General features: G+C 64.9%; 15 protein-coding genes. 4 read left to right on the top strand and 11 right to left on the bottom strand.

The annotated features are described in order from the left end of the window. Positions 1-318 precede the first annotated feature (318 nt). The 4 genes from IIB36_12960 to IIB36_12945 all read right to left on the bottom strand — a co-directional run bounded on the left by IIB36_12960 (position 319) and on the right by IIB36_12945 (position 6,416). Positions 319-1,170 carry a creatininase family protein gene (locus IIB36_12960; GenBank protein MCH7532651.1) on the bottom strand — a complete coding sequence of 284 codons (852 nt, stop codon included), beginning with the start codon at positions 1,168-1,170 and terminating at the stop codon, positions 319-321. Positions 1,171-1,179: 9 nt separating this feature from the next. Further along, positions 1,180-2,412 (bottom strand): epoxide hydrolase, encoded by a 1,233-nt coding sequence (locus tag IIB36_12955; protein ID MCH7532650.1) that lies wholly within the window; start codon positions 2,410-2,412, stop codon positions 1,180-1,182. Between the two features lie 98 nt (positions 2,413-2,510). Beyond that, positions 2,511-2,801, bottom strand: a complete 291-nt coding sequence (locus tag IIB36_12950; protein ID MCH7532649.1) for a lipocalin-like domain-containing protein — start codon at positions 2,799-2,801, stop codon at positions 2,511-2,513. A 156-nt stretch (positions 2,802-2,957) separates the two neighbouring features. Then, positions 2,958-6,416 (bottom strand): pyruvate carboxylase, encoded by a 3,459-nt coding sequence (locus tag IIB36_12945; protein MCH7532648.1) that lies wholly within the window; start codon positions 6,414-6,416, stop codon positions 2,958-2,960. Between the two features lie 233 nt (positions 6,417-6,649). Here IIB36_12945 and IIB36_12940 point away from each other — a divergent pair, with 233 nt between their 5' ends. From IIB36_12940 to IIB36_12930, 3 genes are all read left to right on the top strand, one after another. Continuing rightward, positions 6,650-7,723 carry a dihydrodipicolinate synthase family protein gene (locus tag IIB36_12940; protein MCH7532647.1) on the top strand — a complete coding sequence of 358 codons (1,074 nt, stop codon included), beginning with the start codon at positions 6,650-6,652 and terminating at the stop codon, positions 7,721-7,723. 88 nt (positions 7,724-7,811) lie between these two features. Next, positions 7,812-8,069, top strand: coding sequence for an antitoxin (locus tag IIB36_12935; GenBank protein MCH7532646.1), 258 nt, complete (start codon positions 7,812-7,814; stop codon positions 8,067-8,069). Positions 8,070-8,074: 5 nt separating this feature from the next. Then, positions 8,075-8,506 (top strand): type II toxin-antitoxin system VapC family toxin, encoded by a 432-nt coding sequence (locus IIB36_12930; GenBank protein ID MCH7532645.1) that lies wholly within the window; start codon positions 8,075-8,077, stop codon positions 8,504-8,506. Positions 8,507-8,650: 144 nt separating this feature from the next. Here IIB36_12930 and IIB36_12925 read toward each other — a convergent pair whose 3' ends face one another. Genes IIB36_12925 through IIB36_12895 form a run of 7 tightly spaced genes read right to left on the bottom strand, consistent with a single transcriptional unit; the run spans position 8,651 to position 15,631 of the window. Continuing rightward, positions 8,651-10,198, bottom strand: coding sequence for an acetolactate synthase large subunit (locus tag IIB36_12925; protein MCH7532644.1), 1,548 nt, complete (start codon positions 10,196-10,198; stop codon positions 8,651-8,653). 7 nt (positions 10,199-10,205) lie between these two features. Beyond that, positions 10,206-11,048 (bottom strand): haloalkane dehalogenase, encoded by an 843-nt coding sequence (locus IIB36_12920; GenBank protein MCH7532643.1) that lies wholly within the window; start codon positions 11,046-11,048, stop codon positions 10,206-10,208. Between the two features lie 14 nt (positions 11,049-11,062). Next, a complete protein-coding gene (locus IIB36_12915; GenBank protein MCH7532642.1) occupies positions 11,063-11,770 on the bottom strand; it encodes an ABC transporter ATP-binding protein in 708 nt (235 codons plus the stop codon). Positions 11,771-11,775: 5 nt separating this feature from the next. Beyond that, on the bottom strand, positions 11,776-12,540 hold the full coding sequence (locus IIB36_12910; protein MCH7532641.1) for an ABC transporter ATP-binding protein: 765 nt from the start codon (positions 12,538-12,540) through the stop codon (positions 11,776-11,778). Positions 12,541-12,545: 5 nt separating this feature from the next. Further along, positions 12,546-13,493: a branched-chain amino acid ABC transporter permease gene (locus IIB36_12905; protein ID MCH7532640.1), complete on the bottom strand. Its 948-nt coding sequence runs from the start codon at positions 13,491-13,493 to the stop codon at positions 12,546-12,548. A gap of 3 nt (positions 13,494-13,496) precedes the next feature. After that, positions 13,497-14,357 carry a branched-chain amino acid ABC transporter permease gene (locus IIB36_12900; protein ID MCH7532639.1) on the bottom strand — a complete coding sequence of 287 codons (861 nt, stop codon included), beginning with the start codon at positions 14,355-14,357 and terminating at the stop codon, positions 13,497-13,499. Between the two features lie 44 nt (positions 14,358-14,401). Continuing rightward, positions 14,402-15,631 carry an ABC transporter substrate-binding protein gene (locus IIB36_12895; protein MCH7532638.1) on the bottom strand — a complete coding sequence of 410 codons (1,230 nt, stop codon included), beginning with the start codon at positions 15,629-15,631 and terminating at the stop codon, positions 14,402-14,404. 223 nt (positions 15,632-15,854) lie between these two features. On the opposite strand from IIB36_12895, the gene IIB36_12890 reads away from it, so the two are divergent. Then, positions 15,855-16,370 (top strand): DUF3857 domain-containing protein, encoded by a 516-nt coding sequence (locus tag IIB36_12890; GenBank protein ID MCH7532637.1) that lies wholly within the window; start codon positions 15,855-15,857, stop codon positions 16,368-16,370. Positions 16,371-16,663 lie beyond the last annotated feature (293 nt).

Below are 16,663 nucleotides of genomic sequence, written 5' to 3'. Positions count from 1 at the left end.
GACGGCTCTCGGCGTTCCCGGAACCCGATCGCCTATCGTCGTTTTGGGACTTCATCGTGGACGAGGCCGGTTACGTGTGGAGCTGAGGTCGGACGGCTGGAAGTCCCCGCCGGGCTGGAACTCGTCCGGATCACCTCGGATGCCGTGGTGGGGCTCCATCGAGACGACCTGGGCATCGAGTCGGTGCGGGTACACTCGCTGAGTCGCCGTCAGCTCAGGTGGTGGTGGGGGACCACGTCGGCCGCTGGAAGATCCGCCAGCAGGTCCTGCTCGTGAACGCAGCCTATAACCTGCTCAGGATGGCCGGGTGAAGTGCCCTCAGTGACCTCCCGCCGCCATCGCCCTCTCGATCGCCTCGACGGTCACGTCCGTTCGGAACTCGATGAGCCTCCGGCCGTGCTCGATCGTCTTCGCTGCCGGCACGATGCTGATGCCGTTGATCGAGGCCTTGCCCGCATCGATGCGCTGCTGGAGGCGCACGTATTTCGGGTCGTCGTTCATGATGATCGACGTGATGTAGTAGTCGTCGTGCAGGCCCTCCAGGCGGGGGTCCTCGTCGACCCCGAGCACATCCCGCTGGTACGCTTCGACGTCCGAGTAGTTGTAGTACTCGGGGATGTGCGCGATGACGACGCCCTCGCCTTTCCACGCCCCGGCGAGCTGTTCGGCGACCGCGGCCATGCCGCGTCGATTGCCACCGCTGTCACCCAGCAGGAAGATGTCCGTGAAGCCCTGTGCCTTCAGGCTGGTGGCCATGTCCCGGAGCACGGCCTGGAAGGTCTCCTGGGAGAGCCTGATGCTGCCAGGGGAGCTGGCGCGCTCAGGGTCACCAGGCTCGATCGTCACGATGGGCGCGGCCAGGGCATTGCCGAGCCTACGCGCGATCGACTCGCCCATGACCTTCAGCACGTGGTTGTGTTTGCCGGTAGTCAGGTAGGGGCCGTTCTCTTCGATGCCGCCGGTGAGGATCAGCGCTGTGGTGGTCCCCTCCCGGAGAAGGTCCCGTATCTCCAACATCGTCAGCTCTTCGATCCAAACGTTGTCGGCGGCTTCGATGGGCCGCGGAAACTCCGCCATGTCGAGCCTGGCGTCGCGCTGCGCGACTGCCTGGGACGGTGACACGCCGACGCAGAGCGCCAGTGCCAACGTCGTGGGGAACCATTTCTTCATGGGACTCTCCTATCTCAGATCTTTAAAGAACGCGCGGATGTCCTCCACCAGCAGCTCTGGCTCCTCCAGCGCCGCGAAGTGCCCCCCACGCGGCATGACTGTCCATCGAACGATGTTGAAGCTCGCCTCGGCCCACTTTCGCGGTGTGAAGAGGATCTCCTTGGGGAAGATCGCCACACCGGTTGGCACGTCGACGTAGCCCACCGGACGCGTCGCAGGCGTGTTTCCCGACTCGTAGTAGAGGCGGCTGGAGGAGGTGATCGTCTCCGTCACCCAATAGAGCGTGATGTTGGTCAGCAGCTCGTCTTTGGTGAACGCACTCTCGACGTTGCCATCGTTGTCGCTCCAGCCGTGGAACTTCTCTACGATCCACGCGGCCAGCCCGGCGGGGGAGTCGTTGAGACCGTACCCGAGCGTCTGGGGCTTGGTGCCTTGGATCGCCTGGTAGCCGCGCCCGTCTGCGAAAGCTGCGGCACGCTCTCGTCTCTGGTCCATCTCCTGGGCAGGCACCCCCTCTGACGGATCGGAGACGCCCCGCGGTGGCCCCGAGATCATGAAATTGGAGTGCAGTCCGATGAGGCGGTCACCGTAGTTCCCCGCGAGGGACCGGTTGATGATGGCGCCCCAGTCGCCTCCCTGTGCGCCATAGCGATCGTAAGCGAGCCGTTCCATCAGCCCCGCCAGGACGTCCGCCATCCGCTCGGGATTGTAGCCCGTCTCTGCCGGCTTACCCGAAAAGCCGTAGCCGGGCAGTGACGGAATGACGACATGGAACGCGTCCGCCGGGTCGCCGCCGTAGGCCGCGGGGTCGGTCAGTGGCCCGATGAGCCCTGCGAACTCCACGAACGAGCCGGGCCACCCATGCACGAGCAGCAGCGGCACCGCGTCCTCATTGGCGGACCGTTGGTGGATGAAGTGCACATCGATGCCATCGATGTCGGTCTTGAAGTGATCGAACTCGTTGAGCCTTCGCTCCTGGGCACGCCAGTCGAAGCCGTCCTGCCAATAGGCAAGAAGCTCTTCCAAATACGCGCGATTGGTCCCGTAGTCCCAACTCGTCCCCGGTATCTGATCGGGAAGGCGACTGCGGGCCAAGCGGTCCTCGAGGTCCGTCAGCACGTCGTCGGCGACGGCGATCGTGAACGGCCGAATGGCGTCGGCGTTGGGGCCGGCCACAGTGTCAGTCTCCTCCGAGGGGTCAGCGGTGCAGGCTGCCGTCAGCGCAATGATGAGTCCGGCCATGGCGAAGGTCGTTCCCCGCGCACACGCACGTCCCCGCGCACACGCACGCGCCCAGTTCTCGATGGGGTGCCGGAGGTCGGGGGAGGGGCTCAGGCGGCTCATTCGACCCTCACCCAGGTGAGTTCGTTCACTCGCCGGGTCTCCGCTGAAGGCGGCGGGACGACGGACAGAACGAGCCGATCGCTCCCCTCGAAACGGAAATGGCGTACCTGCTCGGACCCGGCGAAAGGGACCGACAACGCGCCCGTCACATGGTGGGTCACAGTCGCAGCCGCGTCATCGATCGAGTACTCACCCCAATACGGGAAATAGGCCGACCCGGTCAAGGCTTGCAGGGCCGTTGGCCCATCCATGTCCGCGAATCGGTCCGCGTCTCGCTCAGATCGCATGAGGTGGGCCGACATCTGAGAATGGCGAGGCAGCCTAGGAAGAATACGCGTGACGATGACATGGTAGCCCCCCTCGTATGCTCGATTGCGGTCGGGGATCAATGTGCAGCCCGCGGGGGAGGTGCGCGAGCCTGAGGGAGACGACCGACTCGTGGCTCAAACCTCCTCGGTCTCCGGCACGGGCCCCAGGCGTAGCAGCAGGTCGGCGCTTTCCACCACGTCGCCCTGACGCACCAGGAGCTCCTCCACTACTGCGTGACGCGGGGCCCGCACGGCCGTCTCCATCTTCATGGCCTCGGTGACGAGAAGGTCCGCGCCCTTGTTTACTGTGTCACCGGGCTGAACCAGGATCTTGACGACCTTTCCGGGCATGGAGGCTCCCACTTCCTGCCAGTTTCCCTGTTCGGCCTTGGCGCGTCGGTCGGGGGCCGCGACGTCCTGGTCATGAACGCGTACCTCCCGGGCGTGCCCGTTCAGTTCGAACAGGACCGGGCGAGTGCCGTCGGCGTGCACTTCGCCCACGGAAACGAGTCGGATGATGAGGGTCTTTCCCGGCTCGATGTCGGCGGCGACGCGCTCGCCGGGCTTCGGCCCGTAGAAGAAGGTCGGCGTGTCCAGCGCCGAAGTGTCGCCATATGCCGCCCGGTGCGCCGCGAAGTCCGCATATACCTGAGGGAAGAGGACACGGGAAAGCACTTCCCTGTCCGTGGGCTCCCGCGTCACGGGCTCATCCTTCGTCAGCTCGCGCACCTCGGCGCGTACCGCCTCGAAGTCCACCGGATCGAGGTACGCGCCCGGCCGGTCCTGCAGAGGCTCTTCGCCACGCAGCACCGCGGCTTGCAGCTCGGGGGGGAATCCGTAGGGTGGCCGTCCGAGTCGACCCTTGAGAAGTCCCACGACGGATTTGGGAAAGCTCAGATCGGCGGCGCGACGGAGGAGCTCCGCCCCGTCCAAGTCGTTCTGGACCATGAAGAGCGCCAGATCCCCCACCGCTTTCGAGGACGGCGTAACCTTGATGAGCTCGCCCAGGAGTGAGTCCGCCTCCCGGTACCGGTCCACGACGTCACGCCACCGCCCCAACAGACCCAGTGCTTCCGCCTGGTGCTTCAGGTTCGTCAGCTGTCCCCCGGGCACCTGTGATTTGAAGACGTACGCGTCGGGGGCCACCGCTCCGCGCTCCAGGAATCGGTAGTATCTCCGCACGGCGGTCCAGTATTCGTTCAGGGGCTGAAGAGCGTCCATGTCCAACTCCGGCTCCCTGTCCGTTCCCTCGAGCGCCGCCGCGATGGCCCTGAGGCTCGGCTGGGACGTGCCGCCCGCCAGGGCGTCGATACAGCCGTCGACCACGTCGGCTCCCGCCAGCGCACCCTGCACAGCCGTAGCCACGCCGACGCCCGTGCTGTCGTGGGTGTGTAGGTGCACCGGGAGCTGCGTGGCTTCCTTCAACGCTGTTACGAGGAGCTGGGCGGCCGCAGGCTTGAGGAGGCCGGCCATGTCCTTGATGGCGAGAACGTGGGCGCCGGCCGCTTCGATTTCCTTGGCCAGATCCACGTAGTAGGCCAGGTCGTAACGGGTCCGGCTCTCGTCCAGCACGTCTCCCGTGTAACAGAGCGCGACCTCGGCGATCTTGCCCTGCTCGCGAACAGCGTCGATCGCCACCTGCATGTTCGGCACCCAGTTCATGGAGTCGAAGATGCGGAAGACATCGATTCCCGTATCGGCCGCTTCCCTCACGAACATCTTCACGGCGTTGTCGGGATACGCCGAGTACCCCAGGAGGCTCTGACCCCGCAGAAGCATCTGAAGGAGGACGTGCGGAATGTGCTCCCGGAGTTGGGCCAGCCTATCCCATGGATCCTCTCTCAGGAAGCGGTACGCGGTGTCGAAGGTCGCGCCTCCCCAGACCTCCATGGAGAAGAGGTTCGGGGCGAGTCGGCCGGTATCTCTCGCGATCCTCAGGAGGTCGTAGCTCCTCATTCGCGTCGCCAGAAGCGATTGGTGCGCGTCGCGAAACGTCGTATCGGTGAAGAGCACACGTTCGTGATCGCGAAGATGCGTCACCAGCGCTTCAGGGCCGTCGGAGTCCAGGATCTGCTTGAACGTGCCGGCAGGGGGCCTCCAACCCGGCTCGGGGGTCGGCATCGGAGGCGCCCGAAAATCAGGCCTGGCCCGGCTCTTTTCCCGGTCCCTGGGACCCTCGACCTGACCGTTCACGGCGATATGGCCGAGGTAACGAAGCAGGCGGGTTCCTCTGTCTTTTCTGGGACGGAAATCCAGAAGTTCCGGATGTGCTACGATAAAGCCCGTGTGCGTTCTACCGGCTTCGAACTCGGGATGCGTCACCACGTTTTCCAGGAATCGGATGTTCGTCTTGAGACCCCGGATCCGAAACTCCATGAGCGCGCGGTGCATCTTGCGGATGGCATCCTCGAATCGTGTGGCGTGCGTGCACACCTTCACCAAGAGGGAGTCGTAGTGAGGGCTCACGTGCGCTCCCGTGAACGCCGTGGCGCCATCGAGGCGTACGCCGAATCCGCCCGGTGAGCGGTAGTGGGTGATTCTTCCGCTGTCGGGCAGGAAGTCGTGTTCCGGGTCCTCGGTGGTCACTCGGCACTCGATGGCGTAGCCGTGGGGCTCGGGGATCACGTCGGGAATCCCTATTGCCGCAAGCGTGTGCCCCTCGGCCACCCGGATCTGGGATTGGACCAGATCGATGCCCGTCACGAGCTCGGTGACCGTGTGCTCCACCTGGATCCGGGCGTTCACTTCGATGAAGTAGAAGTCGCCCTCCGGTTCCAGCAGGAACTCGACCGTTCCTGCGCCCTGATAGCCGGCGTGGATCATCAAGTCTCTCGCCGAGCCGCAGATCCTCTGGCGGATCTCGGGATCCAGCCCTCGTGCCGGGGCAGTCTCCACCACCTTTTGGTGGCGACGCTGGATCGAGCAGTCCCTCTCCCAGAGATGCTCCACGCGACCGTGCCCGTCAGCCAGGATCTGAACCTCGATGTGGCGGGGGTTTCGGACCAGCTTCTCGATGTAGATGTCCCCACTCCCGAACGCGGTCGTGGCCTCGCGCCGCGCAACCGCCAGGACCCGCTGGAGCTCTTCGGCGTCTCGAGCGACGCGCATCCCTCGGCCGCCCCCTCCCGAAACGGCCTTCACCATGACGGGGTATCCGGACTCATCGGCGAATGCCAGGGCGTCCTCGTCCGCCACCGCCTCTGCGGTGCCTGGCACCACCGGAACGCCCGCGCTTTGTGCCAGTTCCCGAGCGCGAATCTTGTCGCCGAACAGGTCGAGCTGATGCGGGGAGGGACCGATGAACACGATGCCCTGTTCGGCGCACCGCCGAGCGAAGTGGGCGTTCTCGGCCAGGAAGCCGTAGCCCGGATGGATGGCGTCGACTTCCTTCGCCACCGCCAGCGAGACGATCGCGTCCATGTCGAGGTAGGCCTCGACCGGCCCGACTTCGGACGGGAGTAGGTACGCCTCGTCGGCCTTGTAGCGGTGGAGGGCCAGGGAATCCTCTTCGCTGTATACGGCCACGGTCCGCTTCCCGAGCTCGGTACACGCCCGGAAGACCCGAATGGCGATCTCGCCCCGGTTGGCGACCATCACTCGAGCGAATTCCCGTACGGACGTAGCGGCGGACAAGGCGCTCTTCCTCGCTGTGCAGTGGGGGTGGGTCCGAAGGGTCACGCAATCCTAATCATACCCGCGCCGAGAAGCACGGAAGCGATTCGGGCGCCACGGGGCCCGCCCCCCTTACCGATCACCCTGCTGGGATGGCACGAGCGGGCCTGGCGCAGTTACCCTGATCCTGGATCCCGGTCCGTGGAGATGGGGTCGTGTCCATTTCGCGCATGCGGTTTGCGCATCAGGGGGACCGTGCAATGAGGGAGACCTACACGCGTCGCGACAGTCTCAAGCTCATGGGATCCGCGGTGGTCGGATCGCAGTTGATCGGGCGTCGCCAGTTGTCCGCGGCTCCCACTGATGGAGGACGCGCCGTCCGAGCTGAAGACATGCGCGGCATCTTCGTCATCCTGTCGACTCCTTATACCGACTCGGGCGCGGTCGACTACGACGACTTGGCTTTCCAGGTGGAATGGCTCGAGCACGCGGGGGTGCACGGGCTCGTTTGGCCACAGAACTCGAGCGACTACCCGAGACTGACGACCGCAGAGATCATGCGCGGGATGGAGGTTCTCGCCCGAGCCAACCAGCGCCGGTCGATGACCCTCGTGCTGGGCGTGCAGCAGGACTCGACACCGGAGCTGGTGGAGCTGGCCACCTTCGCCGAGACACTCGCGCCTGACATGATGATCGCGATGCCGCCGAAGGTGGGGAGCTCGCTGGACGACTACCGGGAGTACTACAGCGCTCTGGCGGAGGTCACCTCGCGGCCCGTCATGATCCAGACGACTCCCAACCTGGCCGGGGTCGAGTTCGAGACCGAGCTGATCCTCGAGCTCGCGAAGCGATATCCCCATCTCGGTTACGTAAAGGAGGAGTCCCAGCCCGTCTTCGAGCGCATCTCAGCTCTCGTCGGGCAGCCGCAGATCCAGCGGGTGTACTCCGCGATGCGGGGGCGCTATTTCGCGTACGATCTGCGCCTGGGCGTGGATGGGTTGGTGAGTGGAATGTCGATGTACGCGGAGGTCTTCGTACGGATGTGGACGGCCTCCCGAGCTGGCGACTGGGACGAGGTGCGGGACATTCACGGCAAGCTGCTGGTGATGCTGACTTGCGAGCAGGAGATCCCCGGGGCCGGCCGCTACCTGCTCCAGCGAAGGGGCATCTTCAAGACGAGAGCGCAGAGGGGCCGCGACTTCTCACTTTCTCCGGTGCAGATCGCGGAGATCGAGCACAACCTGAAGGGGCTCGAGCCGTATCTGATCCAGGTGCCGTCACGCGCGTAGGCGGGACTGGACGGATGTTCGTCTTCGCATCCGTGATCCGGCCGATATGATACGTTGACATCAAACGTATGATGCACTAGCATCACACATGCGTACGACAGTCGATATTCAGACACATGTGCTCAAGCGCCTTCGTGACCAGGCGCATGCTCAGGGCATCCCCTTCAAGGAACTCCTGAACCGGGTGCTCCGTCTCGGCCTGGCTGCGACGCCCGAGAAGACAGGCGCCTACGTTTGCGCCACCTTCGCCATGGGCGCGCCGCTCCGACCGCTCGACAAGGCGCTCGCCCTTGCGGACTCCCTCGAAGACGAGGAGATCGCGCGGAAGTTGGCGCTGAGGAAGTAGCCGGTGTGAAGGTCGTCGACGTCAACATTCTGCTGTACGCGGTCAATCGAGACAGCCCCCGCCACGCTGCGGCCAAGTCCTGGCTGGAGGGTGCACTTTCCGCGGACGAGCCGATCGCCTTTCCTTGGGTCGTAATCCTCGGGTTCCTGCGGATATCGACCAGTTCTCGCGTTTTCCCTCGGCCATTGGATGCCGCTCACGCCCTTGGTGTCGTGGACGGATGGCTTGCCCAGCCATCTGTCATGGTGCTGAATCCCGGAGAGGAGCATTGGCGGCTCCTGAGGGATCTCTTGGACGAAGCGGGGACCCTGGGCAATCTGACGACGGACGCACACCTCGCCGCGGTGGCCATCGAGCACGGGGCCGAGCTCAACTCAACCGACTCCGACTTTGCCCGGTTCCGTCTCCTTCGTTGGACGAATCCTCTGCAAGCGTGAGCCTTCCTCCTCGAGCCTTTGGTACATCCAGGGGTTGGTGGGGCGAGCCTCCGCATACGTATAAGACGGCATGAGATATACGTATGCACGAGATAGATGAAGAAGCGGAGGTGCTCTGGTGAGCGCCCGGGGCCGAGCCCAGCGTCAGAGCACCGCTTCGATCAGGTACGGACCGATCTCGCTCAAACCGTGCGCCAGCTCGCGGCCGAACTCGTCCGCGGTGGTCGCTCGGGCGCCGTCCACGCCCAATCCCCGGGCGAGCTGCACCCAGTCCAGCTCCGGTCGCGACAGGTCGAAGAGGCTCTTGGCCCTGGGGGACGGGTCGCCCACTCCGACGCGCTGGTACTCCATCTCCAGGATGGCATACCTACGATTGGAGAAGATGATGGTCGTGACGTCCAACTCTTCCCTGGCTTGGGTCCAGAGCGCCTGGAGGGTGTACATGCCGCTTCCGTCCGCTTCCAGCGAGATCACCTTCCGATCGGGGCACGCGACGGCAGCTCCGGTGGCTGCCGGCATACCCTGCCCGATAGCACCGCCGGTGAGGTCGAGCCAGTCGTGTGGCCCCGAACCGCGAATCGCGCTGTAGATCGGACGCCCGGCGGTCGATGCCTCGCTCATCACGATGGCGTGGTCGGGAAGCAGATGCGCCAACGCCTGTGCGATGGCCGTCGGCGTAAGGGCACCGGTCGGCAGCGGCGGGCGCTGCTCTGCCTCAATGGCGGGCGGGGTCTTACCCGCATCCAGAGCATCCACGAGCGCCGCAAGCGCGCCCCGGCCGTCCTCGGAGGGATCGGCGAGGCAGTGAACGGAGCATCCGTCGGGGGTGAGTTCACCGGGCTTGCCGGGGTAGGCGAAGAAGGACACCGGTGGTTTGGTCCCCACCGTCACCAGATGTTGAATGCCGTCGAGGACCTCGACGACCTGGTCGCCGAAGTACGGAAGCCGGGACACGTGACGTCGCCCAGCCCCCCGGGTCACGCGGCCGACGAAGGTGTCCCGGAAGAGTCGAGCACCCGTCGCGGCGGCGATCTGGCCGGCGAGCGCAACGCCTTCTTCAGAGAGCGCCGATCCGTTCATCAATAGCGCGGCGCTGTCGCCTGCCGCGTGTAGCGTGCGTGCGATTTCCTCCACGCGCTCCGCGCTCGGCAGCGCCGGCGAGCAGGGCGTGATTGGATCGGCAGGGACGCCGGGCGACTCCCAGGCGGTATCAGCCGGGAGGATCAGCGTGGCCACCTGACCGGGAGGTCCGTAGCTCGCCGCTACGGCGCGCGCCCCGTCTGCGGCCACACTTTGCGCGTCCTCAGCGACGTGAATCCAGCCCGACACGCCCGCCGCGATGCTCTCGATGTCGGACGTGAGAGGAGCATCCAGATGGCGGTGGTACGTGGCGTGCTCGCCGACGATGTTCACGAGGGGCACCTGCGCCCGCCGGGCGTTGTGCAGATTGGCGAGGCCGTTGCCGAGGCCCGGCCCCAGATGGAGAAGCGTGCAAGCGGGCTTTCCGGTCATGCGCGCGTAGCCGTCGGCCGCGCCGGTGACGACCCCCTCGAAGAGCCCCAGGACGGCGCGCATGTCCTCCTCCGCGTCCAGAGCCGCAACGAAGTGCATTTCCGAAGTGCCGGGGTTCGCGAAGCATACGTCGACGCCGCTGGCGATCAGCGTCTTCAGCAGGCTGCGCGCGCCGTTCATGTCATCGTCAGATCGTGGGGAGCCAAGCGGCGATCGCCTGACCAATCTCGTCGGGCGAGTCCTCCTGAACGAAGTGGCTGCCCTTCACGGTGACCTCGCGCTGGTTGGGCCAGCTTCTCGCGAACTCCCGCTGCGGACCGACGAGGATCGAGCCCGGGTCACAGTTGATGAAGAGCTTCGGCACGTCACTCTCGGAAAGCCAGTCGGCATATCCCTGCACGACCTCGACCATTTCACGGGGCTCACCGTCGATGGGAATCTCCCGCGGCCATGTGAGTGTCGGGCGCCGGCACTCACCAGGTTCCAAATAGGGCCGGCGATACTCTGCCATCTCCTCTTCGGACAGCTCCCGGAGCACGGCGCTCGGCAGGATTCGCTCCACGAAGACGTTCTTCTCGAGCACGATCTCCTCACCCGCCGGCGAGCGCATCGCCTGGAAGATGCCTCGGGCCGCTTCGGGCCACGCGTCCCACGTTACCGGCTGCACGAGCGCTTCCATGTAGGCGATTCCGCGGACCGCGTCGGCATGCCGCCGCGCCCAGTCGAAGCCGAGCCCCGAGCCCCAGTCGTGGAGCACGAAGGTCACGCCGCTGGTGGCACCCACCGCTTCGAGCCATGCGTCGAGGTAGCGTCGGTGGTCGGCGAAGCGATACTGCCCACCTGCCGCCGGCCCTGAGCGCCCCATTCCTATGAGGTCCGGCGCGAGGCAGCGACCCATAGACTCCACGTGGGGGATGACGTTGCGCCAGAGATACGACGACGTCGGGTTACCGTGCAGGAATACGATCGCTTCTCCCGTTCCAACCTCGACATACGCCATGTGTGAATCGAGTACCGGGATCGTTTTCATTGCGGGTTGCGTTATTAGACGCCGATGTAGGCCCGGCGCACCTCAGGATTGTCGACCAGGGTGTCTCGGTCCCCCTCCATCGCCACGGTCCCACTTTCGATCACGTAGCCCCTTTGTGCCACCTTCAACGCGGCATGGGCGTTTTGTTCCGCGAGGAAAACGGTGGTGCCGCGCCGATTGATCTCCAGGATCGCTTCGAAGACCTGTTCGACCACGAGAGGGGCCAGGCCGAGAGACGGCTCGTCGAGAAGGAGGAGCCGCGGACGAGCCATCAAAGCACGCCCGATCGACAGCATCTGTTGCTGGCCGCCACTCAGTGTGCCCGCGGCATCGCCAGCCTTCGTTCGCAGCATGGGAAAGAGGTCGAAGACCTCATTCATGGACTCCTGAACCGCGGCCGGCTCCCCGCGCCTCACGTAGGCGCCCAGGAGGAGGTTCTTTCGCACTGAAGCCTCAATGAACAGGTGCTTTCCCTCAGGCGCCTGCGCCACGCCCTCGCGCACGATTCGATGGGCCGGCATACGGGTAAGGTCCCGACCGTCGAAGTGGATCGTGCCCTCAGAGGGCCGTTCGAGACCGCTGATGGCCCGAAATAGGGTGCTCTTTCCGGCACCGTTGGCGCCGAGCAGTACCACGATCTCTCCTTCCCGAACCGAAACGGTCACCTGCCGCAGGGCCAGGAACGAGCCGAACTGGACGCTGACCCCTTTGAGTTCAAGCATGGAGATCAAGCATGGCTGCTCCCGCCCAGGTATGCGTCGATGACTGTGGGGTCCTTTCGAATCTCTTCCGGCGTGCCCTCCGCGATCTTCTTCCCCTGATTGAGGACGACGATCCGGTCTGAGAGGTCCATGACCATGCGCATTTTGTGCTCGACCAGGCAGACGGCGACTCCGCTCTCCACCACCTTGCGGATGAGCGAAGTGAGCCCGCTCGTCTCCTCTTCGTTGATCCCCGCCGCGGGCTCATCCAGCAGGAGCAGTCGCGGCTCGGCCACGAGCGCCAGGGCAATGGCGACCCGCTTTCGGGCCTCCTGGGGGATGCTCCCCACCGGTAGGGACTCGAGGTGCAGCACGCCCGCGAACTCCAGCGCCTCCCTGGCCCTCTCGCGGCACTCGTCGGCCTCGACGCGAAGGCGCTTGGTGCGCAAAATCGCGTCGAGCACGTTGCTCTTCGTGTGCTGCCGTCGGCCCACGATGACGTTGTCCAGCACCTCGGCTTCAGGGAAGAGCTTCGTCGTCTGAAAGGTGCGGGCCACACCGAGGCGGGCCATCCGGTGGGGGGCGAGCCCGGTGACGTCGACTCCGTTTAGAGCGATGCGACCCGTGGTCGGTGTGCAGAAACCGCTCACCAGGTTGAAGAAGGTCGACTTGCCGGCACCGTTGGGTCCGATCACGGCCGTGATCTCTCCCGCCGGCACGTCGAGGTCGACGTCATTCACGGCCTTCAGCCCACCGAAGCTCATTCCCAGCCGTTCCACGCGAAGCAACATGGTGGTCATCGCGTCCAGCGTTCGAGGAGGCGCTTGGCCAGCCCGGCGAGGCCGGTGGGGAAGAAGATGATCACGACCACGAGGATCGGTCCGAGCGCCATCATCTGATACTGTGCGAACGCTTGCAGGGCCTGCATGAGGCCGGTCACCAGGAGGGTGCCGAGCAGGGGACCGGCGAGCGAGGCCACCCCGCCTATCATGAGATAGACGAGCATCATGAAGGTCATCTGAACGCCGCCCATGGCCGGACCGATGTATCCGAGGAAGACCGCGTAGAGGGCCCCGCCAAGGCCGGCCAGCGCGGCCGAGATGACGAAGGAGACCTGATGCGTCCTCCCCGCGTCGATGCCCACCGCCCGAGCCAGATCCTCACTATTGCGGACCGCAACGAACGTGCGTCCCACGAGAGAATTCACCAGGCTCCAAACCACGTAGATCGTGAGGACGAGAAAGAAGAGCACGAGATAGTACTGGGCGGTGAGTGAATCGAAGTGGAGGGGGCCGATGCTGGAGGGTGGCGGAATTCCGATGAGTCCGTCGGTCCCGCCCGTGACGTCCTCCCAGCGCTCGATGACGATGACGATCATCACGCCCACCGCGAGGGTGAAGATCGCGAAGTAGTCGCCGCGCGTGCGTAGCGCGGCCAATCCGATCAGGTATCCGAGCACGGAGGTCACCGCCACCGCCGCTGGGAGAGCCATCCAGAAAGAGACCCCGTGCGAGGCCATCAGGATGCCGGCGGTATAACCGCCAACGCCGAAGAACCCCCCCTGCGCGAGAGAGAGCTGCCCGGTGTAGCCGAGAAGCACATTCAGCCCATACACCGCGATCGCCGTCACGTAGGCCGTCACCACCACGCTGACGAGATACGGGTTGTCCACGACCAGCGGAAAAAGTATCGCGGCCAGTAGCAGGAACGAGAGCGAGACACCCCGGGCGCGATGGGAGGACACGCCTCACACCCCCTTCTCGAACAGGCCCGTCGGGCGGATCACGAGGACCAGGACCAGCAGCGCGAAGGCGATCAGCTCCGAAAAGGCGAACGAGACGTACGTCCCGGCCATGACCTCTGCCAAAGCGAGCAGGTACCCCCCGAGAATCGCTCCGGGAACGCTTCCCATGCCTCCCAGGATGACGATGACGAACGCCTTCAGAATGATGAGCTCGCCCATGCTGGGAAACACCAACAAGAGCGGCGCGATCAAGGATCCGGCGACAGCCGCCAGAACCCCCGAGATGGCGAACGTGAGCATCGCGACCCGACGCGTGTCGATGCCGACGAGAAGCGCGCCCTCCCGGTCCTGCGCCATGGCCTCGATGCTCATCCCCACGAGGGTCCGTTTGAGCAGCAGATAAAGCGCGACCATCGTCACGATCGCCGCCACGATGACCAGGATCCGCTGTTCGGTGATGTTGACACCCAGGAGGGTGACGACGCCGTCGAAAGGCGTGGGCACCTGTCGGAAGTCGGGACCCCAGATGACGTCCGCCGTGCCTTCCATGAAGAAGAGCAGTCCCAGCGCCGCGATCATCGCATGCACGGGGGACTTCCCTTCCAGCCTGCGAAAGACGAGCAGCTCCATGCTCCCTCCCAACACCGCCAGCACCGCCACGGAGATGGTCATTGCGACGATGTAGGAGGTCCCGAACGACGTCAGCATCACATAGGTGACGTAGGCGCCGGCCATGTACAGTGCGCCGTGCGCGAAGTTGGGCACCTTGAGCACGCCGTACACGAGTGTCAGGCCGAGCGCGACGAGACTGTACACGCTGCCCAGCGCGATCCCGTTCACGAACTGCTGAACGAAGAGGGTCAACCGACAGGCGCGGGCTGAACGAAGAGGGTCAACCGATCAGCCTTCTAATGTATCGGTGCGCCGCTGGGGGCCGGGATCCGTATTGCGACGAACTCTCCGTCCACGATGTGGGCCGCGAAAACCGCTCGGGTGAGGTGACCCTCCTCGGTAACTCCATCCATGTCGAAGATGCGGAGCTCGTCGGGGAGGGTCCGTGCCGCTTCGCCCGCGTGGGCCCGGATCGCTTCGGGGTCCGTGGTCGTCCCTGCGAGCTTCATGGCGTGGGCGATCAGGTGGAGGCCCTGGTAGGTGATCGCGACCTCGCTGGTCGGAGACTGAAAGTCCTCCCCGAAACGCGCATAGTAGCGCTCTGTGAAGAGAGGAGCGCCGGCCGTCGGGTAGATCTCCTGCGGATAGACTCCGATGGCTCCTTCGAGGTGTTCCATGGGGACGATGTCCAGCATCTCCATGAATTTGGCCTGGTCCATGATGAGGAAGCCGCCTTCGAAGCCTTGCTCCCGAGCCGCCCTGATCACGAGCGCGGTGGGCTGGGAGGGACCCCCGACGAAGAGGACGTCGGGGTCGTCGGCCAATGCCCGGTTCACTGCGCCCGTGAAGTCCGTCGTGGTGTTGTAGTTCACACCGTTGTCACGGCCCACCGTACCGCCCTGGCGCGACCACTCCGCGGAGACCGCCTCGGTCCATGCCCGGCCGTATGCGGTGGTCGTCGGGAGGAGCCCCAACCGTGCGCCGAAGCGCGCCATCATGACCTCCACGAACGGTTGCTGATAACCGTCGAAGCGCGGAGGAAGCATGAGTGTCAACGGATTTTCGGCCTCCAGAATGCTTGGTTCGCTGCTATAGGCGGCCAATAGAAACTTCGGCTCCCGCGTGTTCATCTCCTGGAGGACACGAATGCCACCCGCGTGCGGCACCAGGATGACCGGGGTCTGGCTCTGTTGGAGCAGCCTACGCGCGGCTGTGGCGGTCTCGTAGGGGAGGTATCGGTCGTCCAGCGAAACGATCTCGAACCGGACCCGGCGGCCGTCGACCTCGAAGCCGCCCGCCTCGGCGATTTCGTCGGCAGCCATCATGATGCCTCGCTGGACGTTCCTACCGTAGTAGGCGGCGCCGCCACTCAGGGGCCCGATGTAGCCGATGTTCACCACCTCCATGCCATCGGCGCCCTGCCCGCTCGAGCCGCCGTCCGCGCAGCTACTGACGAGCCCGACGATGCCAGCCAGAAGAACCGCGCCGGCGCGGCGCGCTCGCTCGCTGAGGGGATGTGTGAGCATTCTCATCCAACGAGCGTAGATCTGTTGTAGAATGACGGCAAGGGTGGCAAGGTTGCGAAATGGTTCGGGTGTTGCAGAGATGCTTGGCGGAGGAGTGCCATGAATGTTGGATCCTGTTGCTCTCCTGGATGGTGGGCGACCATCGCATGGACGTCGGTCCTGGCAGCAGCATCGCTGGCTGCCCAGGCACCACCTCCCATCACGGCTGCAGACCTCGAGATCTATGGCGCGAGCGGTCGACTCAACCGCGTTTCCCGATGAATCCGATTACGTGCTATTGGAGGACGGGTTCTTCCAGATCGAGGCAGACGGTACTGGCGTCCGACGGATCAGGATCGTCCGTCAAATCCTGAAGGAGGGCGCGGTCAACCGGGCCGCAGAGCTCTCGTTCGCTTATGATCCGTCGCGCGAGGAGTTCGACTTGGAGTGGGCCCGGGTCGTGACAGCTGACGGTACCGTAATCAGTGCGGAGCCCGTCCACGTCCAGGAGGTCGACGAGCCAATCGCTCTGAACGCGCCTGTCTACTCAGAGCGTAAGAGGGTGCGAGCCTCTTTGGGAGATCTGACAGTAGGCAGGATCGTAGATCTGCAATACACGATTCGCCTACTCGATCCACCGCTCCCTGGCGACTCATGGTTGAGCTGGACCGTCAACGGTCTAGCAGCCCGTGGTAGAAGTACAGTGGGCCGCGCGCAGGGGTCTCGCGAGTTCAAGAATAGGAAGGACGACGAGTCGTAGCCGTAGCGGGCACCGCCGCCGAAGGCGGTGGTCCGAGGAGGAGAGACGACCTATTGGGCCGCGACCCCCCTGCGCCCAACACCAAGTGTGCCATGACTTTACAGTGTGTGGGTTACGGTGGCACGGCCCCATCTCCGTCGTTGGCGCGCCTAGCCGTAGCGACGGCTATGGCGTCGTCGCCCCGCGACCCACGCCTACGGCGCGGGTTCCCCCCTGGAGCCGTGGCACCGTAACGCGGCCCGCTGTACTTCTACCACGGGCTGCTAGGGCCGATCGGCCTCTCCCGACTCGTG

It is taken from the genome of Gemmatimonadota bacterium, from assembly GCA_022560615.1.
Taxonomy (GTDB): domain Bacteria; phylum Gemmatimonadota; class Gemmatimonadetes; order Longimicrobiales; family Gaopeijiaceae; genus UBA1138.
This window is presented reverse-complemented; position numbering and strand designations above follow the sequence as displayed.